The organism is Bradyrhizobium sp. MOS003, assembly GCF_003020125.1.
Taxonomy (GTDB): domain Bacteria; phylum Pseudomonadota; class Alphaproteobacteria; order Rhizobiales; family Xanthobacteraceae; genus Bradyrhizobium.
Map to the genome: position 1 here is coordinate 456,277 of NZ_PYFW01000004.1, position 22,272 is coordinate 478,548.

21 protein-coding genes are annotated in these 22,272 nt (G+C 64.3%); 8 read left to right on the top strand and 13 right to left on the bottom strand.

What is annotated here, in order from left to right; genetic code table 11:
• Positions 1–122 precede the first annotated feature (122 nt).
• The 4 genes from parE (at position 123) to C7G42_RS21025 (ending at position 4,678) form a co-directional block, all read left to right on the top strand.
• Positions 123–2,168 carry a DNA topoisomerase IV subunit B gene (gene parE / locus C7G42_RS21010; protein ID WP_106950854.1) on the top strand — a complete coding sequence of 682 codons (2,046 nt, stop codon included), beginning with the start codon at positions 123–125 and terminating at the stop codon, positions 2,166–2,168.
• A gap of 427 nt (positions 2,169–2,595) precedes the next feature.
• Complete coding sequence (locus C7G42_RS21015) at positions 2,596–3,378, top strand: outer membrane protein (protein WP_106950855.1); 783 nt, start codon at positions 2,596–2,598, stop codon at positions 3,376–3,378.
• Between the two features lie 322 nt (positions 3,379–3,700).
• Positions 3,701–3,886 carry a hypothetical protein gene (locus C7G42_RS21020; RefSeq protein WP_106950856.1) on the top strand — a complete coding sequence of 62 codons (186 nt, stop codon included), beginning with the start codon at positions 3,701–3,703 and terminating at the stop codon, positions 3,884–3,886.
• Between the two features lie 21 nt (positions 3,887–3,907).
• Complete coding sequence (locus C7G42_RS21025; protein ID WP_106950857.1) at positions 3,908–4,678, top strand: SDR family NAD(P)-dependent oxidoreductase; 771 nt, start codon at positions 3,908–3,910, stop codon at positions 4,676–4,678.
• Between the two features lie 112 nt (positions 4,679–4,790).
• Here the strand turns inward: C7G42_RS21025 and C7G42_RS21030 are convergent, their stop codons facing one another.
• The 5 genes from C7G42_RS21030 to C7G42_RS21050 all read right to left on the bottom strand — a co-directional run bounded on the left by C7G42_RS21030 (position 4,791) and on the right by C7G42_RS21050 (position 9,741).
• A complete protein-coding gene (locus tag C7G42_RS21030) occupies positions 4,791–5,555 on the bottom strand; it encodes an outer membrane protein (protein ID WP_106950858.1) in 765 nt (254 codons plus the stop codon).
• Between the two features lie 179 nt (positions 5,556–5,734).
• Entirely contained in the window at positions 5,735–6,982 is a 1,248-nt protein-coding gene (locus C7G42_RS21035; protein ID WP_106950859.1) for an FAD-dependent oxidoreductase, read from the bottom strand.
• Between the two features lie 434 nt (positions 6,983–7,416).
• Complete coding sequence (locus tag C7G42_RS35065) at positions 7,417–7,848, bottom strand: hypothetical protein (protein WP_158537621.1); 432 nt, start codon at positions 7,846–7,848, stop codon at positions 7,417–7,419.
• Positions 7,849–7,932: 84 nt separating this feature from the next.
• Positions 7,933–8,145, bottom strand: a complete 213-nt coding sequence (locus C7G42_RS21045; protein ID WP_106951073.1) for a hypothetical protein — start codon at positions 8,143–8,145, stop codon at positions 7,933–7,935.
• Positions 8,146–8,226: 81 nt separating this feature from the next.
• A complete protein-coding gene (locus C7G42_RS21050) occupies positions 8,227–9,741 on the bottom strand; it encodes a caspase family protein (RefSeq protein WP_106951074.1) in 1,515 nt (504 codons plus the stop codon).
• Positions 9,742–9,948: 207 nt separating this feature from the next.
• Between C7G42_RS21050 and C7G42_RS21055 the strand changes: the two genes are divergently transcribed.
• The 4 genes from C7G42_RS21055 (at position 9,949) to fabA (ending at position 14,601) form a co-directional block, all read left to right on the top strand.
• Positions 9,949–10,908, top strand: coding sequence for a helix-turn-helix transcriptional regulator (locus C7G42_RS21055; protein ID WP_106950861.1), 960 nt, complete (start codon positions 9,949–9,951; stop codon positions 10,906–10,908).
• A 301-nt stretch (positions 10,909–11,209) separates the two neighbouring features.
• On the top strand, positions 11,210–12,739 hold the full coding sequence (locus C7G42_RS21060) for a DEAD/DEAH box helicase (RefSeq protein ID WP_106950862.1): 1,530 nt from the start codon (positions 11,210–11,212) through the stop codon (positions 12,737–12,739).
• A 166-nt stretch (positions 12,740–12,905) separates the two neighbouring features.
• A complete protein-coding gene (locus C7G42_RS21065; protein ID WP_106950863.1) occupies positions 12,906–13,973 on the top strand; it encodes a GGDEF domain-containing protein in 1,068 nt (355 codons plus the stop codon).
• 97 nt (positions 13,974–14,070) lie between these two features.
• On the top strand, positions 14,071–14,601 hold the full coding sequence (gene fabA, locus C7G42_RS21070; RefSeq protein ID WP_106950864.1) for a bifunctional 3-hydroxydecanoyl-ACP dehydratase/trans-2-decenoyl-ACP isomerase: 531 nt from the start codon (positions 14,071–14,073) through the stop codon (positions 14,599–14,601).
• Positions 14,602–14,721: 120 nt separating this feature from the next.
• Here the strand turns inward: fabA and C7G42_RS21075 are convergent, their stop codons facing one another.
• The 8 genes from C7G42_RS21075 to C7G42_RS21110 all read right to left on the bottom strand — a co-directional run bounded on the left by C7G42_RS21075 (position 14,722) and on the right by C7G42_RS21110 (position 22,261).
• A complete protein-coding gene (locus C7G42_RS21075) occupies positions 14,722–15,141 on the bottom strand; it encodes a TfoX/Sxy family protein (protein WP_106950865.1) in 420 nt (139 codons plus the stop codon).
• Positions 15,142–15,281: 140 nt separating this feature from the next.
• Positions 15,282–15,692 (bottom strand): HesB/IscA family protein, encoded by a 411-nt coding sequence (locus C7G42_RS21080; protein ID WP_094974332.1) that lies wholly within the window; start codon positions 15,690–15,692, stop codon positions 15,282–15,284.
• A gap of 63 nt (positions 15,693–15,755) precedes the next feature.
• Positions 15,756–16,127: an SUF system Fe-S cluster assembly protein gene (locus C7G42_RS21085; RefSeq protein WP_106950866.1), complete on the bottom strand. Its 372-nt coding sequence runs from the start codon at positions 16,125–16,127 to the stop codon at positions 15,756–15,758.
• Positions 16,124–17,371, bottom strand: coding sequence for a cysteine desulfurase (locus C7G42_RS21090; protein WP_106950867.1), 1,248 nt, complete (start codon positions 17,369–17,371; stop codon positions 16,124–16,126). Before C7G42_RS21090 ends, C7G42_RS21085 begins: the two co-directional genes overlap by 4 nt.
• Entirely contained in the window at positions 17,368–18,672 is a 1,305-nt protein-coding gene (gene sufD, locus C7G42_RS21095) for a Fe-S cluster assembly protein SufD (protein ID WP_106950868.1), read from the bottom strand. Before sufD ends, C7G42_RS21090 begins: the two co-directional genes overlap by 4 nt.
• 11 nt (positions 18,673–18,683) lie before the next feature.
• Entirely contained in the window at positions 18,684–19,436 is a 753-nt protein-coding gene (gene sufC, locus C7G42_RS21100; RefSeq protein ID WP_162406473.1) for a Fe-S cluster assembly ATPase SufC, read from the bottom strand.
• A gap of 63 nt (positions 19,437–19,499) precedes the next feature.
• Positions 19,500–20,996: a Fe-S cluster assembly protein SufB gene (gene sufB / locus C7G42_RS21105; RefSeq protein ID WP_106950870.1), complete on the bottom strand. Its 1,497-nt coding sequence runs from the start codon at positions 20,994–20,996 to the stop codon at positions 19,500–19,502.
• A 125-nt stretch (positions 20,997–21,121) separates the two neighbouring features.
• The gene (locus tag C7G42_RS21110) at positions 21,122–22,261 is read right to left on the bottom strand and encodes a cysteine desulfurase family protein (RefSeq protein ID WP_106950871.1); all 1,140 of its coding nucleotides are present in this window, start codon (positions 22,259–22,261) and stop codon (positions 21,122–21,124) included.
• Positions 22,262–22,272 lie beyond the last annotated feature (11 nt).

Below are 22,272 nucleotides of genomic sequence, written 5' to 3' on the forward strand. Positions count from 1 at the left end.
CCGGGATTGAATCCCAACCACTCCGCCCGGTCCGCCCCGCGGTAACCTTTCCAAGTCAGAAGTGGCATAGTCGGCCCGACCGATTCGCCGCTGATGCGGCCCCTCAAAGCGTATCAAGATATATGTCCAAGCAATTGAAGCCCAAAGCAAAAGACGATTTTTTCGGCGGCGATGAGCCGAAGGCGCGCAGTGCGCCCAAGGCGGCGCCGCGCGGAACCGGCGGCGAAGCCGACTACACCGCGGCCGACATCGAGGTGCTCGAAGGTCTGGAACCGGTGCGGCGGCGGCCCGGCATGTATATCGGCGGCACCGACGAGAAAGCGCTGCATCATCTGTTCGCCGAAGTCATCGACAACTCGATGGACGAGGCGCTGGCCGGACACGCGACCTTCATCGGCGTTGAGCTCTCCGCGGATGGCTTCCTCACCGTCACCGACAACGGCCGCGGCATCCCGATCGATCCGCATCCGAAGTTCCCGAAGAAGTCGGCGCTCGAAGTCATCATGTGCACGCTGCATTCGGGCGGCAAGTTCGACAGCAAGGTCTATGAAACCTCGGGCGGTCTGCACGGCGTCGGCATCTCCGTGGTCAACGCCCTCTCCTCGCTGCTCGAGGTGGAGGTCGCGCGCAGCCAGAAGCTCTATCGCATGACGTTCGAGCGCGGCCATCCCAAGGGCAAGCTCGAGGACCTCGGCAAGATCAACAACCGCCGCGGCACGCGCGTCCGGTTCAAGCCCGATACCGACATCTTCGGCGCCAAGGCTGCGTTCAAGCCGCAGCGCCTGTTCAAGATGACGCGCTCGAAGGCCTATCTGTTCGGCGGCGTCGAGATCCGCTGGAATTGCGCGCCCGAACTGCTCAAGGGCGTCGAGGACGTGCCGGCGGAAGCGACCTTCCACTTCCCCGGCGGTCTCAAGGACTATCTGGCGGCCGCGATCCACGCCGACACGCTGGTGCACCCGGACATCTTCTCCGGCAAGTCGGGCCGCAACGGCGCCCATGGCGCCTGCGAATGGGCAGTGGCCTGGACCGCGGATGCCGACGGCTTCCTGTCCTCCTACACCAACACCGTCCCGACGCCCGATGGCGGCACGCACGAATCCGGCCTGCGCAGCGCGCTGCTCCGCGGTCTGAAGGATCACGCCGAGCGCGTCGGCCAGGGCAAGCGCGCCTCGTCCATTACGTCGGAAGACGTGATGGTCGGAGCCGCCGTGATGCTCTCGGTGTTCGTGCGCGAGCCCGAATTCCAGGGCCAGACCAAGGATCGTCTCGCAACGGCCGAAGCGCAGCGCATCGTCGAACAGGCGATGAAGGATCCGTTCGACCATTGGCTGTCGGGCAATCCGAACATGGCCAACCGGCTGCTCGATTTCGTCGTCGACCGCGCCGAAGAACGGCTGCGGCGGCGGCAGGAGAAGGAGACCGCGCGGAAAACCGCCGGCAAGAAGTTACGCCTGCCCGGCAAGCTCGCCGACTGCACCGATGCCGGCACCGACGGCTCCGAGCTCTTCATCGTCGAGGGCGACTCGGCCGGCGGCAGCGCCAAGCAGGCACGTGATCGCAAGACCCAAGCGGTGTTGCCATTGCGCGGAAAAATCCTCAACGTCGCCTCCGCGGGCAAGGACAAGCTGACGGCAAATGCCCAGCTCTCCGACCTCGTGCAGGCGATCGGCTGCGGCCAGCTGCTGCAATACCGCGAAGAGGATCTGCGCTATCAGCGCATCATCATCATGACCGACGCCGACGTCGACGGCGCCCACATCGCCTCGCTGCTGATCACCTTCTTCTACCGGCAGATGCCGAAGCTGATCGACGAAGGACATCTCTTCCTCGCCGTGCCGCCGCTCTACAAGCTCACGCACGGCACCAAGTCGGTCTACGCGCGCGACGACAAGCACAAGGAAGAGCTGATCAAGAGCGCGTTCAACGCCAACGCCAAGGTCGAGGTGAACCGCTTCAAAGGCCTCGGCGAGATGATGCCGGCGCAGCTCAAGGAAACCACCATGGATCCAGCCAAGCGCACGCTGCTCAAGGTGGTGCTGCTCGCCGACGACCGCGATACCACTGCGGATTCGGTGGAGCGCCTGATGGGCACCAAGGCCGAGGCGCGATTCGCTTTCATCACGGACAAGGCAGAATTCGCCAGCGACGAACTACTGGACGTTTGAGTCGGCGGCGCAATAGCACTTCGTGGAGAGCCCCGGCGAAAAGCCGGGGCTTTTTGCGTTCAAGGAGCGCGACGGCGTCACCGAGGTCTGCATGGGCTTGAACGAATCGCGCCACCGTCGCTGCGACTCGGCCAGCGACTCAGGCGCTCAAGGCGAGGCACGGCTGCCTCCATTTCGGACAAAGCCGGATTTCCTAACGAAACCCTACCAGAATAAGAGATTCGAGAAACCAGACAAACTATTGAATATACAAGGTTATTTCAGATTTTGACAACTGTAGCTAAAATACCCACGCACCGGCGTTTTCCGGCGACTGTGCTTGCCCTGCAACAGCATTCCCGCAGGAAACGTCTATAGTCCGGGCATCAGATGAAACGAACTTCAGTGCGCTCGCGCTGCTAGACAGACCAAGGTTGGGGATTTTGACATGAAAAAGACTTTGCTCGCTCTGACCGCGGTTGCCGCGATGACGGGTTCCGCCTCGGCTGCCGATCTCGGTGCCCGTCCCTACGTGAAGGCCCCCATGCCGGCGCCCGTCGCCAACTGGACCGGCTTCTACGTGTTCGGCGGCGGCGGCGGTGGCCTCTCCAATGCCGACCAGCACGTCCAGACCACCGTTGGTGCCATTCCGCTGACGATCGACCAGCGCCAGGGCGGCTCCGGCTGGTTCGGCACGGTCGGCGCCGGTTACGACTGGCAGTTCAGCGGCACCTGGGTTGCCGGTGTGTTCGCCGACGGCCAGTTCGGCAGCATCCGCGCCACGATCCAGGATCCGATCTTCGGCCTCACCGGCAACCAGAAGCTGGAAACCTCCTGGGCCGCGGGCGTGCGCCTCGGCTGGCTGGTCGCTCCGAACGTTCTCTCCTACGTCAACGGCGGCTACTCCGGCGCTCACTTCGGCCAGACCAACTTCACCAATCTGGCCGGCACCCCGGCTGGCATCCACCTAAACAGCTACAACCGCAACGGCTGGTTCGTCGGCGGCGGTGTCGAGAACAGCCTGAACATCTTCGGCGTCTCTTCGCCCGGCTGGTTCATGAAGACCGAGTATCGTTCGGCCTTCTACAACGCCAAGACCTCGGACGAGCTGTTCGACGGCACCAACGCGCTGACCGGCAACTCCATCCGCGCCAACAGCTGGAACCAGACGATCTCGACCTCGCTGGTCTACCGCTTCAACTGGACCGGTCCGGTCGTCGCCAAGTACTGAGCGACCAAGGACTGATCCGAACGCAAGTTCAGACGTCAAAGCCCCGGCATCGCCGGGGCTTTTTCGTTATGGTCTCGTCGGCGACCAATGCTCGGCTTCGGCGCCGTACGCAGCGCCGGGCCGGGCTTCGATCACTCACATGACGTCGGTGACCGCCCGCCTGCGGATTACGACAGGCGGTGGGTATCGCCGCGTTGGCTCTGCTGGCGGCGCCATTGTATCCGGACCAAAGCTACGGTTACTGTGTGCCCCAAGCTTTCGTGGCCACGGCAATCGTTCATGCTTGGAGTCGCGAGGGAAGCAGACCGACGGGGAGGAATGCATGCGCAGATTTCTGCTTGTAGCAGGCCTGTTTGCCCTCGCCATCGGGCTGCTCTGGATCGGACAGGGCACGGGTACGGTTCCCTGGCCGCGATCGAGCTTCATGGTCGACCAGCTGCAGTGGGCTGGCTATGGCGCCGCCATGGCCGGCTTCGGGCTGGTGCTGATCTGGCAGAGCAACCAATAAAAGAAACCAGGGAATACAAGCATGACATCCAGCCGGTTCGATCTCCGCGGCAAGGTCGCGATCGTCACGGGAGGTAACGGCGGCATCGGGCTTGGCATGGCGCGTGGCCTTGCCGATGCCGGCGCCGACATCGCCGTGGTCGGACGCAACGAAGCCAAGTCCAAGGCAGCCGTCGAAGATCTCAGGCAGCGCGGCGTCAAGGCGATCGCGGTTGCGACCGACGTCACCGACAAGGCAGCGATCGAGGCCATGATCGCGCGCGTGGTGAAGGATCTCGGCCGCATCGACATCCTCGTCAACAACGCCGGCATGAGCATCCGCAAACCGCCGCACGAGCTCGAGCTCGACGAGTGGAACAAGGTGATCGAAACCAACCTCACCAGCGCCTTCCTGTGCTCCAAGCTCGCCTATCCGGCCTTGAAGGCCTCAGGCAACGGCAAGGTGATCAACATCGGCTCGATGATGTCGATCTTCGGCGCGAGCTTCGCCACCGCCTATGCCGCGAGCAAGGGCGGCATCGTGCAGTACACGCGGGCCTGCGCCAATGCCTGGGCGCCCGACAACATCCAGGTCAATGCGATCCTGCCGGGCTGGATCGACACCGACCTCACCCGCGGTGCGCGGCAGCAGGTGTCGGGATTGCACGAGCGGGTGCTGGCGCGCACGCCTGCGGGGCGCTGGGGCGACATCGACGATTTCGCCGGCATCGCCGTGTTCCTGGCATCGCCCGCATCGACCTTCGTCACGGGCACCGCAATCCCCGTCGATGGCGGCTTCTCGGTCATGGCCTGAGGCCGGGCCGCACGCCATCCGACAACGCAAAAAAGAAGCCCCGGACAAGTCCGGGGCTTTGAATTTTAGCAGTGCTTTTTTTTGATCGTTGGTCGCGTTGCGGTCGACGTGCTCAGTAACGGATGGTCGGGGCGTCGAACTTGTAGCTCGCACGCACGACGGCCCATTGAACGTCGCGCGGCTTGGTGTCGAAGCTGTAGTTCCCCGAGGTCCCGCCAAGCTGATAGGTCTGGCTGCTGAAGGCGGCGTAGTTGTACTCGACGCCCACGATCCAGTTGCGGGTGATGCCGTACTCCCAGCCGGCGCCGACGGTCCAGCCGTTGTGCCATTTCGTCTGACCGCCCGAGCCCGTCGCCGGACCGACCGTGTCGACAACCGAGAGACGATTGTTCACGCCGGCATAGCCGCCCTTGACGTAGAAGAGGTTGTTCTGAACGGCAAAGCCGGCGCGGCCGACGATGGTCGCGAGCATGTTGGCGCGCCAGGAGAACACGTCGTCTCCGGCACCGAACGCGTTATTCGTGAAAGAGCCCTTGTTGTCGAGGCCGGAGATCGTGCCTTCCATGCCGAACACGTAGTTGTTGGCCTGCCAGTTGTAACCGATCTGGGCACCGCCCATGATGCCTGCGCTGCGCTGACGATAGCCCTGACCCGGGACGAGATCGCCGAACGGCGCGCCGATCCCGTTGTTGATGAACTGCTCGTTGGTCCATGCGCCGCCGATGTGGCCGCCGACATAGAAGCCGGTCCAGTTGAACAGCGGCTCCACATAGGCAGGCGCCTTCGTGTAGCGCGCGCCGAGATCGGCGGCGGAGGCCGCGCCGGTCGAAACCAGAGCGGTCGTGCAGGCGAAGGCGGCAATCAACTTGTTACGCATGGTACACCCCGTGTCCTTTGATGCACGCACGGTCACAGACGGGTGTTACTAAAATTCGAATCAACAGAGTTAACGCGGCGCGTGGGCACGCGCTGGTCCGCAAATCCGTCGCCGCTGTTGCACGCATGCAACGCCGCAGGCGCGATTTAACGCGACATTATCCCTACCGAATTGCTGCGCTACGATGACGGCGCAGCCTTCGAATGCACATGCTCGGGTCGCACGCCGAGCGCAAGCAGGCGCGCCGGAATGCCCTGCAGCCAAGGTAGCGCGGTGATCAGGCGCACGATCAGCGGCACTTGGAGCGGCCGATCGTTCCCCTGCAAGGCGCCGCTGATGATCTTGTTCTGCACGATCACCTGCATCCGCTGCGTCATCCTCACCGGGAACTCGCGGCGACGGCGTACGGCGTCGAGATCGTTCTCGGACGGGCAGCCATGCTGCAGCTTGTCCGCCAGGAGATTGGCGGTCGCGACCGCGTCCTGCACGGCGAGATTGACGCCGACGCCGCCAACCGGCGACATCGCATGCGCGGCATCGCCGATGCAGAGCAGGCCAGGCCGTGTCCAGCGCGCCATGCGGTTGATGGCGACGGTCAGCAGCTTGACGTCGTCGAAGCTCTTCACGTCGGCAATGCCGCCCTTCAGGATCGGCGCCATGCATACGACGTCGTCGAGCAGCGCCTGCAATCCCCTCGCCTTCACCGCCTCATACTGTCCCTTGGCGATGACATAGGCGCATTGCCAATAGTCGCCGCGATCGAACGTGATCATCATCTTGCCGGGCTCGACGCGCGCGAACACGTTTTCCGTTTCGTCGGGTTGGCGGCCGGCGCGGAACCACAGCACGTCCATCGGCGCGCCGATCTCCTCGCCGCTGAGGCCCGCACGCTCGCGCACCGTCGAATGGCGGCCGTCGCAGGCGATGGTGAGATCGGCTTCGATGTCGACGATGCCGTCAGGCGACTTCGCCCGTACGCCTGCGATCGTCTCACCGCGACGGATCAGATCGACCGCCTCGGTGCTCATCATCACCTCGAGCGAGGTAAAGCGCCGGCCGGCCTCGCGCAGGAAATTCAGGAAGTCCCATTGCGGCATGAAGGCGATGAAGGGGTATTTGGTGTGGAGCCGGCGGAGATCAGCGATGCGCACCGGCGTGCCGCCGAACAGGCCGTCCATCTTCTGCAGGCGCTGATGCGGCAGCTTCAGGAAGCCGTCGATCAGGCCAAGCTCGTCCATCACCTGAAGCGTCGATGGATGCACGGTGTCGCCGCGGAAATCGCGGAAGAAGTCGGCATGCTTCTCCAGCACCACAACCTCGATGCCGGCCCGCCCCAGGAGATAGCCGAGCATCATGCCGGCAGGCCCACCGCCGACGATGCAGCAGCGGACTTTTGTCGTTCGGTTCGGTTGTTGGCCAGAGGTCATTGCAGCCACGATCCGCGACGCGAGTATCGATCAAGACATGGCGGGCAGTGTAACGCCGATTCCGGCCGGGCCGAGCCTGAATCTCGATGCGCCGTGTCAACGCCCGCCGGCAACTGGCCGGCCCTTCCGGTCCCGGGAATAAAGCGGGCAATCCGGGTTGTTATGGGATGTCGACCCGAAAGAGCACGAGAGAGAGCGTTCAACGTGGCATGGTTGCTGACAAGCGTGGCAGCCTGGCTGGCCATCACATCGCGCTCGTCCATCTGCGCACGCGCCGAAGCCGCGATGCGCAAGAGAGCGAGCCGCGGTTTTAGAGACGGGCTCTAGCGTTGCCTGCTGCGAAAGCCGAGCATCTGCCGTGCGCATCAGGCCGGCGTCCGCCCGGAGAGGAGAAAGGCCCGCACGGCGCAGGCCTTTCATGGACGGAAGCCAAACTATTTCTGATCCTCATTGCTGGTCCCGGTCCCCGGGCTGCCGATCGGCAACCCGTTCGGTGCATGACCGACGCCGGCGTTCCGCTCAGCTTGCGCGGCTGTCGGCGACGTGCCGTTCGCAGTCGGCGGCTGAACGTTCGGATTGTTCTGGCTATTGTTGGTGTTGACGTTGGCCCCGGTGGTGGTGCCATGCGTCCCCATCCCTGACGGGGCCGACGGCCCCGAATTGGCGCTGCTGGATGACGTGCCTGTTCCCGCACCCGAGCTGGCCGCGGATCCCGCGCCGCCGGTCCCCGTACCGGCAGCAGCACCCGCGCCGGCGCCGCCACCCGCACCACCGCCGCCGCCTCCTCCGCCACCGCCTCCTTGAGCAAAAGCAGTCGTCGAAAGCGCCGCGCATGCGAAGGCTATGAGAATGGACTTGCGGATCATGGATCGTCTCCCTGGTTTGGTGGACAATCCAGCTGACCGAGGAGTTGTTCCTTTTCGCCTGCGGCGAACGGCGATCTGCTCGCCTCAGGGCTTTGACGACTTCCGTTCCCACGGACGTTTGCCGTCGGCGTCGCGATCCCACGGACGAGCGGCCGGAGCCACCTTTTCATCCTCGGCGGCCTTCGCGCGGTCCGCCTGGACGCGTTCCCTGTCGGTGACTGGCGGCGTGGGGGTTGAATTGGTTTGCGCCAGCGCCGGAAACGTCGTGAGGAGCGCGACGATAATGAATTTTGTCATCCCCGCCTCTAACACTTCCGGCGCTGGCTTGTCCGATTAAACTTCGTCAATCCCGTCGCGGCCTGTTCGATCAACACGTTCTCAATTGTTGCTGCGGTTCGCGGCCCGAAAGCTCTTGATCTCCGAGACGCTGCCGTCGCGATAGGTCAGTTCCACCGAGATGGACTGCGTGCTCGGCGCAAGCTTCATGTAGAGCGGCATGCCGGCGGTGATCGCACTGGGGTCGCGCATGTCGCAAGCGGGCATCTTCAGCACCTGGTTGGGCACGGCGCTGTCGATGCCGATGCGCACCTCGCGAATGGCGCAGCGGTACGACACGAGATGCGTGTAGTAGACCAGCAGCCCGTTGAACTCACGGAACGACAGCCAGCTCGTCGCGGTCATGTCGAGGATCTTGCGCTGGTCGCGGATCAATGCGGCCTCGGGATCGAACCGGATCGGGAACGGCCCCTGCATGTCGCCGGACTGATCGACATAGCGGACCTCGATGGTGCCGGCCGCGGCATCCGGCGGTAATTCGATCGACGGGTTCGGCATCCGCTTGCGCGTGCGCGGATCGAGCGTATCGATGAAGCCGGTCTCGCGGAAATCGCCCTTGCCTGCCATGCGCCAGGAAATGCCGAGCGTCGGGTCGGCAAAGGAGAACACGACGCTCCAGCCGCCATTGTGCCGCGAGAAGCTCGCGATCGGCGCGTTGATGGTTTCTTCCTTCGGCATTTGCGGCACCGACACCGGCGGCAGCGCCGCAAGCTTCTGCGGCGGCGGATCGGCCGGCCGCGCGACGGCATCCTTCGCGGTGCCGCTGAGGAAGACGTCGTCGACCATCTGGTCGAAATAGACCGGCACCTGCCGGTGCTTGACGGTGTCGGCCATCTCGCTGACGGCACGGCGGGTGCGCTGCGCCACCTGCACGAGGTTCTCGCCGGGCTGCAGCAGCTCCTTGGCGAAGGTGCGCGTGAACACCGAATTGGGATTGGCGTCGTCGTTGGAGAGGCGATCGAGCGCGGTCTGGCGGGGGCCGGCCGAAAACACCGAGAACACGCCTTCGGGCAGCTGCACCATCGGAGCAAGCCCGCCGCCACCGGCGACTGCGCGGGTGCCCTTGCGCTCGAACGGGTTGTTGCGGCAGGCGTCGAATACCAGGATCGACGTCCGGGCCTTCTTGTTCTGGAGACGCTCGACGATTCGGTCGGCCAGGATCGAGGCGTCGCGCACCAGCTCTTCCTGCCCTTCGGTCGCCGCCGGCACGTCGGTCGGCAGCAGGTAGTTCTGGCCCGCGATCTCGAAGCCGTGGCCGGCGTAGAAGAAGAACGCGGTGTCGCCGGGCTCGATCGCCTTGTCGAAGGCGAGCAGGGTCTCGGAGAATTGCTGCCGGCTCTGGTTCTCGGCGACCATCACCGAGAAGCCGAGCTGCTTCAGCGTATCGCCCATGGTGCGGGCGTCGTTGACCGCCTTGAGCAGCTTCGGGACGTTCCTGTAATCGTTGTTGCCGACGACGAGCGCGACCCGCTTCTCGGCATGGGCGGGGGCGACGAAGCCGCTCAGGCTCGCCGCCAGGCCAAAGGCCGCCAGAATTCCGAAAAGCCGACGCGTCATCGCAAGATTCCCGTTGCAGAACGGCGCCACGCCGCTTCTCTCGAACAGCAGTTCATTGGACCCCCTGCCGCTGTGTGATAGTCGGCCCAGACGTAACGAGGGTTCAAGCGCCCGGGCCCCGGTTCCACGATCTGCCTATGGCAGATTGCGCTGGAATCTGCTTTTTCTTTGGCATCGGGCAAACGCACTGGAAGCGAGGGGGCTGCCGTGTATCGCTGGTGTACCGACGAGGTCGAGCCGAAGGATCGCTTCGACTATTGGCGCGAGGTGCGGTCCAAGGGCTTGTTCGGCGTCACCGCCGAACTCGAGCGCGAACGGCGCGGGGATTTCTTCGGCGAATTCTCGCTGCGCCAACTCGGCGGCGCCGGCCTCGTCGAGCTGAAGGCCTCGCGATATACGGTCGAACGCAGCAACTCCGACATCGCCTACGCAACTGGCGACAGCATCTGCGTCTACCAGCAGCTCGGCAGCGGCGGCTGGTTCGGCGGCATGCGCGGAAACGACTTCGCGATCCCCCCGGGCAGTTTCGCCACCAGCCATACCGACCTGCCCTACCGCACTGTGCCGCTCGGCGCCGGTGGCTTCCACTTGCGGATCCTGAAGATCCCGGTCAGCAGCATTCCGGTGCAGGACAAACGCATGCGCGAGCTTGCGCCCCGGACATTCGGCGATCCCACCCTGGCGCCGCTGCTCGGCGCCTGCTTTGCCGATCTCGATGAGGCCGCACACGGGTGCGCCGTCGATGCGACCTCTCTCGTCCAGGCTTTGGCCCTTCTGGCGTTGATCGAGCGCGGCATCGTCAGGCCCGGCAGCCGGCGCGGACAGGCCGCGCTGCGGACCGCCCGCCTCTCGCAGGCCCGGCGCCTGATCGCGGGCCACCTGCAAGACCCGGATCTGGCGCCGACGATGGTGGCCGACCAGCTCGGCGTGTCGGTGCGCCACCTGCACATGCTGTTCGAGACCGCGGCGAAGAGCTTCTCGCAGACGGTGACCAACGAACGCCTGAAGCGGAGCCGCCGCCTGATGCGCGAGGCACCGGAGCGGCTGATCGCCGACATCGCGACCTCCTGCGGCTTCGAGAGCCTGGCGACCTATTACCGGGTCTTCAATGCCGCCTATGGCATGGCCCCCGGTGACTTCCGGGCGCAGGGCTCGGATGGGGGTTAGCCGCTGTTTTGGCGGCCCCGGCCTGGGCGCGCCGGCTGGGCGGAAAAACCCCAATCGCACCCGCTATTTGGCAAAAACCTCAGGTTTTTTAGGACCTTCCCGCGCCCGCTCCATTGACTTTGGCCGATTCCCGCCTATGTTCCGGGTCGACGCGGCTCGGTATCGAAGAGCGATTCCTGAGCTTGGCGCTTTGTTCGCGTGAGTCAGCACCCCCAGCTTCTTTGAGAGCGCGCCGTTTTGGGGTGGAACGCGACAGCCTTATTACCCTCGATTCCGAACGGCGGTTTCGACCAGAGGCTCAATGTCCTTTTCAGATCTCGGACTGTCCGAAAAAGTCCTCGCCGCAGTGGCGGCCACCGGTTACACCACCCCCACCCCCATTCAGGAACAGGCGATCCCACACGTCCTCGCACGCAAGGACGTGCTCGGCATCGCCCAGACCGGCACCGGCAAGACCGCGGCCTTCGTGCTGCCGATGCTCACCATCCTCGAAAAGGGTCGCGCCCGCGCACGCATGCCGCGCACGCTGATCCTCGAGCCGACCCGCGAGCTCGCGGCGCAGGTCAAGGAAAACTTCGACCGCTACGGCGCCGGCCAGAAACTCAACGTCGCCCTCCTGATCGGCGGCGTTTCCTTCGGCGACCAGGATGCCAAGCTGACGCGCGGCGTCGACGTGCTAATCGCCACCCCCGGCCGCCTACTCGACCATACTGAGCGCGGCGGTCTGCTCCTCACCGGCGTCGAGCTGCTCGTCATCGACGAAGCCGATCGCATGCTGGACATGGGTTTCATCCCCGACATCGAACGCGTCTGCAAGCTCGTCCCGTTCACGCGGCAGACCCTGTTCTTCACCGCGACCATGCCGCCGGAAATCCGGCGTATCACCGAGACCTTCCTGCACAACCCGCAGAAGGTCGAAGTGTCCAAGCCCGCGACGACCGCCGTGACCGTCACGCAGTGTCAGGTCCCGGCCGGGCGCGAAGCGCATGAGAAGCGCGAATTGCTGCGGCGCCTGCTGCGCGAAGCCAAGGACCTCCAGAACGCGATCATCTTCTGCAATCGCAAGCGCGAGGTCGCCATCGTTCACAAATCGCTGCAGAAGCACGGCTTCAGTGTCGGCGCGCTGCACGGCGACATGGACCAGTCGGCCCGCACGGCGGCGCTCGAACAGTTCCGCAAGGGCGAGCTGCCGCTGCTCGTCGCCTCCGACGTCGCCGCCCGCGGTCTCGACATTCCCGAGGTCAGCCACGTCTTCAATTTCGACGTCCCCCACCATCCCGACGACTACGTTCATCGCGTCGGCCGCACCGGCCGCGCCGGCCGCACCGGCACCGCGATCTCGCTCGTGACGCCGCTCGACCAGAAGTCGATCGTGGCGATCGAGAAGCTGATCGGGCAGAGCATTCCGCGCGCCGAAGGCGACTACGAAGTGAGTGCCGACACCGGCGAACACAGTGATCGCCCGCGCGAGTCGCGCGAGCGCTCACGTGGCGGACGCGGGAAGCCGCAGCGCGGCGGTCGCGACCGTGAGCGCAGCCACGAGCCGCGCGAGCCGCGTGGCGAAGCGAGGCACGCTTCCGAGACAAGGCCGTCGGCCGAAGCGCGGCCCGCCCCCGAGGCGAGGCCTGCACGCGAGCCGAGGCCTCCGCGGGAAGCGCGGCAATCGTCCGAGCCGCGTCATGGCGCGCGCCAGCCGGCCAATGCGGCGCATGTGCCTTCGATCGGCCGTCCCGAGCCGCGTCGCCAGCGCGAGGCGGACAGCGAGCCCGGCGATCACTCGCATCTTCCGGCGTTCCTGCTCCGGCCGGTGCGCTCCCCCGCCGGGGCCTGAAGCGCGACGTGCTCCAGGCTTTCGGTTGAGCAAAGCCTCCGCACAATTTTTTAGATGCATTCGTGAACGTATATTTACGGGGCGTTCACGATCGTCCGTTAGCCTACGAACATAATTTAAGCATTGCTGCGGTCGTCGGTGCACCGACCGCTGTGGGGTATGTTCCGTGGTGAAGGTTCTCGATGAACACGAACGCACGATGGCGTTCGCCGAGATAGCGCTCGGGCAGATCCGATCGCTGCGGCAGACGGCAATTCCCCGCAATTATGAGATTTGGTACGTCTACGCCACCGGCTACAACGCGCCGCTCAACAAGATCATCAACGAGACGCTGGCGCGCAGCGGCAAGCTGACTGAAGCCGATCTCGAGCAGATCTACGAGACCTATCTCTCCCACATCAAGACCACCGACCGCATCGACAAGGTCGGCGCGCGCGTCATCGGCGAGATCGACGACGTGATGAAGGTCTTGAGCGACGCACTCGGCGTGACCGGCTCCTACGATGCCAGCCTGTCGGGCGCCACCGAGAAACTGGCGTCCGCCAAGAGCCGCGAGCAGATCAAGTCGATCGTCGAGACGCTGCTGCGTTCGACCAGTGAGATGCGCGAGACCAACAAGACGCTGGAAGACCGGCTGACGCTGTCGAAGAACGAGATCAGCAACCTCCAGCAGAGCCTGGAGGCGATCCGCGCCGAAAGCCTGACCGATCCGCTCACCGGCCTTGGCAACCGCAAATATTTCGACCGCATGATCGACATGGCGGTGCAAACCGCGCTTGCCTCGGGCGAGCCGCTGTCGCTGCTGCTGTTCGACATCGATCACTTCAAGTCGTTCAACGATTCCTACGGCCATCTCACCGGCGACCAGGTGCTGCGGCTCGTCGGACTTTCGCTGAAGCAGACCATCAAGGGCCAGGACATCACCGCGCGCTATGGCGGCGAGGAATTCGCGGTGGTGCTGCCCAACACCGCGCTGCGTCAGGCCCTCACGGTGGCCGACCACATCCGCCGCGCGGTGATGGCGAAGGAATTGAAGAAGAAGTCCACCGGCGAGATCCTCGGCCGCGTCACCATCTCCGTCGGCGTCTCCATGCTCAAACCGGGCGACGACACCGATGCACTGATCGAGCGCGCGGATGCCTGCCTCTACGCCGCCAAGCGCAACGGCCGCAACCGCGTGATCTGCGAGGCCGATCCGGAATACGCGGTCGAGACCCACAGCCGCGTGGCGTGACGCGATCGCAGCGTGCCGGACGGCTGCGCTTGACATTCCAACCTGACGACCGACATCCTCCGCGCCGCCAGACCGCGAGCATCGAGGATTTGTCGTCGTGCCCAATCCGCATGATTTCCACACGCCTCAACCGTCCTACACCAGGGACGAATTGCTGAGATCGAGCGACGGCGGCTATTTTGGGCCGGGCAACGCGCAATTGCCAGCGCCGCCGATGCTGATGATGGATCGCATCACGGAAATCAGCCTGGACGGCGGCGAGTTCGGCAAGGGCCATATCGTCGGCGAGCTCGATATCGTGCCGGACCACTGGTTTTTCGATTGCCATTATCGCGGCGACGCGATGATGCCGGGAAGCCTTGGGCTGGATGCGATGTGGCAGATGGTCGGCTACTGGCTCGGCTGGTCGGGCTCACCCGGCAAGGGCCGCGCGATCGGCGTCGGCGAGGTAGAGGTCACCGGAGTGGTCACGCCGGAGACGCGACGCGTGCGCTACGAGGTCGCCATGCGCATGGTCCGCCGCGGCAAGCTGGTGCTCGGGATTGCCGATGGCCGTGTGCTGGCGGACGGCGTCTGCGTATTTACCGCCAAGGACATGAGAGTTGGCCTGACTAAGGCCGTGGATTGAACCTCTCGGGCAAAGGCGCGTAAGCGCCGTGCCCACGATCTCGGCGTTGATTATTTAAAGCGGTGGGCACGCTTCCGCCGTCGCTCTTCGAGCTATGGCGGACAAGTCGCACTGCCCACCCTACCGCACCTTCCTTTTGGCTGCCTTCTTGGACAACCGCTTCTTCGGCGCGGCTTTTCTTGGCGCCGTCTTCGCCGCCGCCTTTTTCTTCGGCCGCGTCTTCACCTTGGCGCGCTGGGCGGCGGCGAGCGCCGCCCTCGCCCATTGCGCGAGCTCGGCGGAATCGTCGAACAGGCGCGCAGGCAGCTCCCAATAGGAGTTGACCACCACGGTCTTGGCGCGGGTCGAATATTGGAACGGTTTTGAGCCTTCGGCTTCAAACTCAGGAATCGTCACCTCGTCGGCCCGAAAGAACAGGCCGGCACGCAGCGACAGCGCGAAGTTGATGCCGTCGGCGGAGATGCCGTAGCCGGAGAACATCTTGCGGATGGTGACGGGGCCGAAATCGGCGAACAGTTCGGCCAGGAATTCGCGGTCCATCGAAGGCTTCCTCGCGCGAGCAAGTGAGCCTTCATAGCATTTCCGTCATTGCAAGCGAAGCGACACAATCCAGGCTTCCGACGCGGAGGCAGTCTGGATTGCTTCGTCGCTTCGCTCCTCGCAATGACGCGGGAGATAAACTACCCGTCGATCTTGGCCGGACGCAGCTCGACCGACTCGCCACAGCCGCAGGCGGAGATCTGGTTGGGATTGTTGAAGACGAACTGGGCCTGCATCTTGTCGGCCTTGTAGTCCATCTCGGTACCGAGCAGGAACAGCACGGCCTTGGGGTCGACCAGGATCTTGACACCCTTGTCCTCGACGACCTCGTCGGTCGGGCGAACGTCATGGGCGTATTCGACCGTGTAGGACTGGCCGGCGCAGCCACCGTTCTTCACGCCGACGCGCAGGCCGACGATCTCGGAGTCGGCGCGGTTTGTCAGTTCGCTGATGCGCTGGGCGGCGGCATCGGTCAGCCGCATTACCTGCGGGCGCGGCCGCCGCGGCTTGGGAGTGGATGCTGGTGTCGAGCCTGACGATATCTGGGTCATGTCAATGATGTGGTCCGTTGCGGCGCGAATTCAATGCCAGGGATTCAAAGCAAGCGTTACGCGTCACCACATGTTGAGGACGAGGCGGGCCTCGTCGCTCATGCGCTCCGGGGTCCAGGCGGGCTCCCAGATCACCTTGACGTCGACCACGCCGACGCCGGGGACGCTGGCAACCGCGTTCTCGACCATGGTCGGCAGCTCGCCGGCGGCCGGGCAGTTCGGCGTCGTCAGCGTCATCTGGACGTCGACGGAGCGGTCGTCCTTGATCTCGACCTTGTAGATCAAGCCGAGTTCGTAGATGTCCGCCGGAATTTCCGGGTCGAACACGGTCTTCAGCCCGGCGATGATCTCGGTGGTGAGACGCTCGGTCTCCTCCGGCGGCAGCGCCGAACGGGTCTCCATCGGATTGGCTTTGATTTCGGCCGTGTCACTCATGCGAACATATCCCGCGCCTTCAGCAGCGCCTGTGCCAGATGATCGACTTCTTCCCGCGTATTATACATGCCGAACGAGGCCCGGCATGTGGCCGTCACGTTGAACCGCTCTAAAAGCGGCATCACGCAATGGGTGCCGGCGCGCACCGCGATGCCCTGGCGGTCGATCACGGTGGCGACGTCATGGGCATGCGCGCCCTTCAGCTCGAACGAGATCACCGGACCCTTGCCCCGCGCGGTCCCGATCAGCCGCAGCGAGTTGATCTCGCGCAGCTTCTCCTGGGCATAGGTGGTGAGATCGTGCTCGTGCGCGGCGATGCGCTCCTTGCCGATCGAATTGACGTAGTCGATGGCCGCGCCAAGGCCGACGGCCTCGACGATCGCGGGCGTGCCCGCCTCGAATTTATGCGGAGGATCGCCGTAGGTGACGACATCGCGCGAAACCTCGCGGATCATCTCGCCGCCGCCGTTGAAGGGACGCATCGCCACGAGGTGGTCGTACTTGGCCCAGAGCACACCGATGCCCGTGGGACCATAGACCTTGTGGCCGGTGAAGACGTAGAAGTCGCAGCCGATGTCCTGGACGTCGACGGGCAGATGCACCGCGCCCTGGCTGCCGTCGACCAGCACGGGGATGCCGCGAGCGTGGGCGATCTTCACGACCTCCTTGACCGGCACGATGGTGCCGAGCGCATTCGACATCTGGGTGATCGCGACCAGCCTGGTCTTGGCCGTCAGAAGCTTCTCGAACTCGTCGATGAGGAAATTGCCCTCGTCGTCGACCGGCGCCCATTTGATCACGGCACCCTGACGCTCCCTGAGGAAATGCCAGGGCACGATGTTGGAATGGTGCTCCATGATCGAGAGGACGATCTCGTCGCCCTCTTTGATGTTCGGCCCGCCCCAGGACGAGGCGACCAGGTTGATCGCCTCCGTCGCGTTGCGGGTGAAGATCACTTCTTCGGTGCGGGGCGCGTTGATGAACTGCGCCACCTTGGTGCGACCGCCCTCAAAGGCCTCGGTCGCGGCATTGGCAAGGTAATGCAGGCCGCGATGCACGTTGGCGTATTCGCTCGTATAGGCCTGCGTCATGCGGTCGAGCACGGCACTGGGCTTCTGCGCCGAGGCGGCGTTGTCGAAATAGACCAGCGGCTTGCCATAGACCTGCATGGCGAGCGCCGGAAAATCCTGGCGCACGCGCGCGACGTCGTAGGCACCGTTCTTGACTGCCGGATGCGTGCTCATTGGCGGCGCTCCAGCCAGCGCTCGGCGATGCCGATCACGTGCTCGCGCAACCCGTCATCGGCGATCTGCTCGATCGCCTCGCCCACGAACGCCTGGATCAGCAGCGCCTGGGCCTGCTTCTCCGGCAGGCCGCGGGCCTTCAGGTAGAACAGCAGGCTGTCATCGAGCGCGCCGGCGGTGGCGCCGTGGCCGCAAGAGACGTCGTCGGCGAAGATTTCGAGCTCGGGCTTGTTGTCGGCCTCGGCCTCGTCCGAGAGCAGCAGCGCGCGGATCATCATCTTGCCGTCGGTCTTCTGGGCGTCGGGACGAACGATGATGCGGCCCTGGAATACCGAATGGGCGCGATCATCCAGCACGGCGCGGAAGACCTCGCGGCTGACGCAGTTCGGCACCGCATGGTCGACGACCAGCGTGGTATCGCCGTGCTCGGTCTTCTGCAGCAGGTTCACGCCATTGGCGGAGAGCTCGCTGCCCTCACCCGCCAGCGTGATGAAGCCCTGCAGACGGCTCACTGCGGCGCCCGTGGTCATGTTGAAGAAATTCAGCTTCGTGTTGGCTCCGACGGTCACGAAGTGAGAGCTGATGTTCACCGCGTCAGGCGCGTCGTCCATCAGACGGATATGTGCGACATCAGCGTTGTCGCCGATCGAAAGGACGACGGCATCGTTGACTTGGTAGGCTTTGGCACCGACTGCGACAAAGCTCTCGATGATGGTGGCGCGGGCGCCCTTCCCGACCATGACCCGCGAGCGGGTGAAGGCCGAGGCGGAAGCCGCGGTTGCGAGATGGATGATCTGGATCGGCGCAGACAGTTGCGTACCATCCGCAATCGACAGCACGACACCGTCGGTCGCCATCGCCGCGTTCAGCGCGATCACCGCATCCGTCGAGGCGGTCTTCAGGAGATCGGCATCCTTCTCCAGCGCCTCCCGCAACGTCCCAAAGCCCACCTCGGAGGCAAGCGCCTTCACGTCGGAGAGATCGGACGCGAACACGCCGTCGACCAGCACCAGCTTGCGGGCGCCTGCAATCGCATGGACCTTCACAGCGTCCGCGGCACGCTTCAGCGCGGCCGCATCGGGCGCGGCCGACAGCGGCAGCACCTCGCCGACCAGCGCGCGCAGATCGGTATATTTCCATTCCTCGATCCGGCGATGCGGCAGGCCGAGACGCTCATAGGTCTCGAACGCCTCGCGGCGCACCGCGATCACGGAAGGCGAACCCGGCAGCCGGCCCTCGGCGCTGGTGAAGAGATCGCTCACCGCGCGGCCCTTTCCGGTCTTTGCCACAGCAACGTTCATCGCAAAATTCCTTACGCGGCGTCCTCGAACTGGGCGTAGCCGGAGGCTTCCAGCTCCAGCGCCAGTTCCTTGCCGCCGCTCTTCACGACACGGCCCTTCGACATCACGTGCACGATGTCGGGCACGATGTAGTTCAGCAGCCGCTGATAATGGGTGATGACGACCATCGCGCGCTTGGGCGAATGCAGCGCGTTGACGCCGTCGGCGGCGATGCGCAACGCGTCGATGTCGAGGCCGGAATCCATCTCGTCGAGGATGCACAGGCTCGGCTCGAACAACGCCATCTGGAGCACCTCGTTGCGCTTCTTCTCGCCGCCGGAGAAGCCGACATTGACGCCGCGCTTGAGCATGTCCTGCGGAATGTTCAGCGACTTCGAGACCTCGCGGACCTTCTTCAGGAAGTCAGGCGTCGAATATTCGCTCTCGCCGCGCGCCTTGCGCTGCGCGTTCAGCGCCGTGCGCAGGAAAGTCATGGTGGCGACGCCGGGAATCTCGACCGGATACTGGAACGCCAGGAACACGCCTTTCGCGGCGCGCTCCTCCGGAGCCATCTCCAGCAGGTCCTCGCCCTTGAACAGGATCTGACCGTCGGTGACCTCATAACCGGGCTTGCCGGCGATGACGTGGGAGAGCGTCGACTTGCCGGAGCCGTTCGGCCCCATGATCGCGTGGATCTCGCCCTCGTTCACGGTCAAATTCAGCCCGTGGAGGATCTCACGCTCCTCGACACGAACCTTGAGGTCTTTCACTTCAAGCAAAGCCATCTTGGTATCCAGTTTATTCAATTGATGCATGGAGCGCCCGAGGCGCACCGCGAGGGTCGGAGATCAGCCGACCGACCCTTCGAGCGAGATCGAGATCAGCTTCTGCGCTTCCACCGCGAATTCCATCGGCAGTTGCTGCAGCACGTCCTTGACGAAGCCGTTGACGACGAGGCCGACCGCCTCTTCCTGGCTGAGCCCGCGCTGGATGCAGTAGAACAGCACGTCCTCGGAGATCTTCGAGGTCGTCGCCTCGTGCTCGAACGTCGCCGACGAGTTCTTGGCCTCGATGTAGGGCACGGTGTGCGCGCCGCATTTGTCGCCGATCAGCAGCGAGTCGCAGGCGGTGAAGTTGCGCGCGCCGGTCGCCTTGCGGTGCGCCGTCACCAGTCCACGATAGGTGTTCTGCGACTTGCCGGCGGCAATGCCTTTGGAGATGATGCGGCTCGACGTGTTCTTGCCGAGATGGATCATCTTGGTGCCGCTGTCGACCTGCTGGTAACCGTTCGAGATCGCGATCGAGTAGAACTCGCCGCTGGAATTGTCGCCGCGCAGGATGCAGCTCGGATATTTCCAGGTGATCGCGGAGCCGGTCTCGACCTGGGTCCAGGAAATCTTGGAGCGGTCGCCACGGCAGTCGCCACGCTTGGTGACGAAATTGTAGATGCCGCCCTTGCCTTCCGAATTGCCGGGGTACCAGTTCTGCACCGTCGAATATTTGATCTCGGCATCGTCATGCGCGACGAGTTCGACCACGGCGGCATGCAGCTGGTTCTCGTCGCGCTGCGGTGCGGTGCAGCCTTCGAGGTAGGAGACGTAAGCGCCCTTGTCGGCGATGATCAGCGTGCGCTCGAACTGGCCGGTGTTGCGCTCGTTGATGCGGAAATAGGTCGACAGCTCCATCGGGCAGCGCACGCCCGGCGGCACGTAGACGAACGAGCCGTCGGAGAACACCGCCGAGTTCAGCGTCGCGTAGAAATTGTCCGAGGTCGGAACAACGGAGCCGAGATACTTCTGCACCAGCTCGGGATGCTCGCGGATCGCTTCCGAGATCGGCATGAAGATCACACCGGCCTTCTTCAGCTCCGCCTTGAAGGTGGTCGCGACCGAAACCGAGTCGAATACGGCATCGACCGCGATCTTGCGGCGCGTCGGGTCTTCCTCGCCGGGCTTGGGCTCGACGCCTTCGAGCATGGCGACTTCCCGCAAGGGTATGCCGAGCTTCTCGTAGGTCTTCAGGATCTCCGGATCGATCTCGTCGAGCGAGGTGATCGTCTTCTTCGGCTTCGGCGCCGAATAGTAATAGAGGTCCTGGAAGTCGATCTTGGGATAGTCGACGCGGGCCCAGGTCGGCTCGGTCATGGTCAGCCAGCGCCGATAGGCCTCCAGCCGCCACTGGAGCATCCAGGCGGGCTCGTTCTTCTTCTCGGAGATGAACTTGACGGTCTCTTCCGACAGCCCCTTGGGGGCCTTGTCGGACTCGATCAGGGTCTCAAACCCATAGCGGTATTGGTCGACGTCGATGCGCTTGACGCGCTCGACCGTCTCTTGCACGGCTGGCATTCTATCCTCCGCTCGCGGTTTCAAGGACCGCGGTGGATCAAACTCGGACGAGTATTACGATGTCTATTACGATGTTTTTTGGCGGAAAGCACGGGCTTAGAACCGTTCAAGCCCTGTTTCATCGCCTATCCCTTAAGTAGGGTATTACCGAGCTTTCGCCAAGCCTCTAACGCCCTGTTGATGTCATCTGGTTCCGTGGACCAGCCCAGACTGAGGCGCACCGCTCCCTGGGCCACGGCGGGATCGTACCCCATGGCCGACAGCACGTGGGACGGCTGGACCTTGCCCGAGGAACAGGCCGAACCCGAGGAGACTGCGATACCTTCGAGGTCAAAGCCGATCACGGCGGTCTCGGCCTTGAGGCCTGGCGCGGCGAAAAGGACGGTATTCGGCAACCGCTCCACCTCATCCGAGAAGATGGTTGCGCCGGCGATTCCCCGGATGCCGTTTTCCAAGCGAATTCTAAGGGTTGCTATCTGCTCCGCATCTTCCGAAAGAGTCTGAAGCGCGGCCTTCACCGCTGCGCCGAAGCCGGCGATTCCCGCAACATTCTCGGTTCCGGCGCGTCGGTTCAGCTCCTGGCCGCCTCCGCGCAGCAAAGGCTCCAATCCGCTCAGTCCCTCCGCCACGACCAGGGCCCCGACACCCTTGGGGCCGCCGACCTTATGTGCAGAAAAAGTCGCAAGATCCACGCCCACAGTGTTGATCTCGAACGGAATTTTCCCGAGCGCCTGGATCGCATCAACGTGCAGGATGCCGTTGGCCTCGTGGACGATCCGGGCGACCTCCGCGACCGGCTGGAGCGCGCCGGTTTCGTTGTTCGCGGCCATGACGGACACCAAGGCTGGAGGGCCGTCAGCGAGCAGGCCCCTGAGACGGTCGAGATCGACCACACCGGACCGCAGCACCGGGATCAGACCGATCTTGTCCGCCGGGAACCGGCCGCCGGCGAGCACCGAAGCATGCTCCACGGCCGAGACCAGCAGCCGTTCGACCGGGCCGCCGGATGACCGCCGCAGGCCAGGCGACAGCGCCAGCGCGTTGGCTTCCGTTCCAGCGGAGGTGAAGACGACGTTCCGCGGCAGCGCCCCGACCGCCGCGGCAAGGGCGGCGCGGGCGTCCTCGACCAGCCGCCGTGCCTCGCGCCCCTCGGCATGGATCGAGGATGGGTTGCCGACCAGGTCGAAGGCGGCGAGCATTGCGCGTCGCGCTTCCGCGCGCAGCGGCGTGGTCGCATTCCAGTCGAGATAAACGCGGTTCCGCATGTAGTATTATA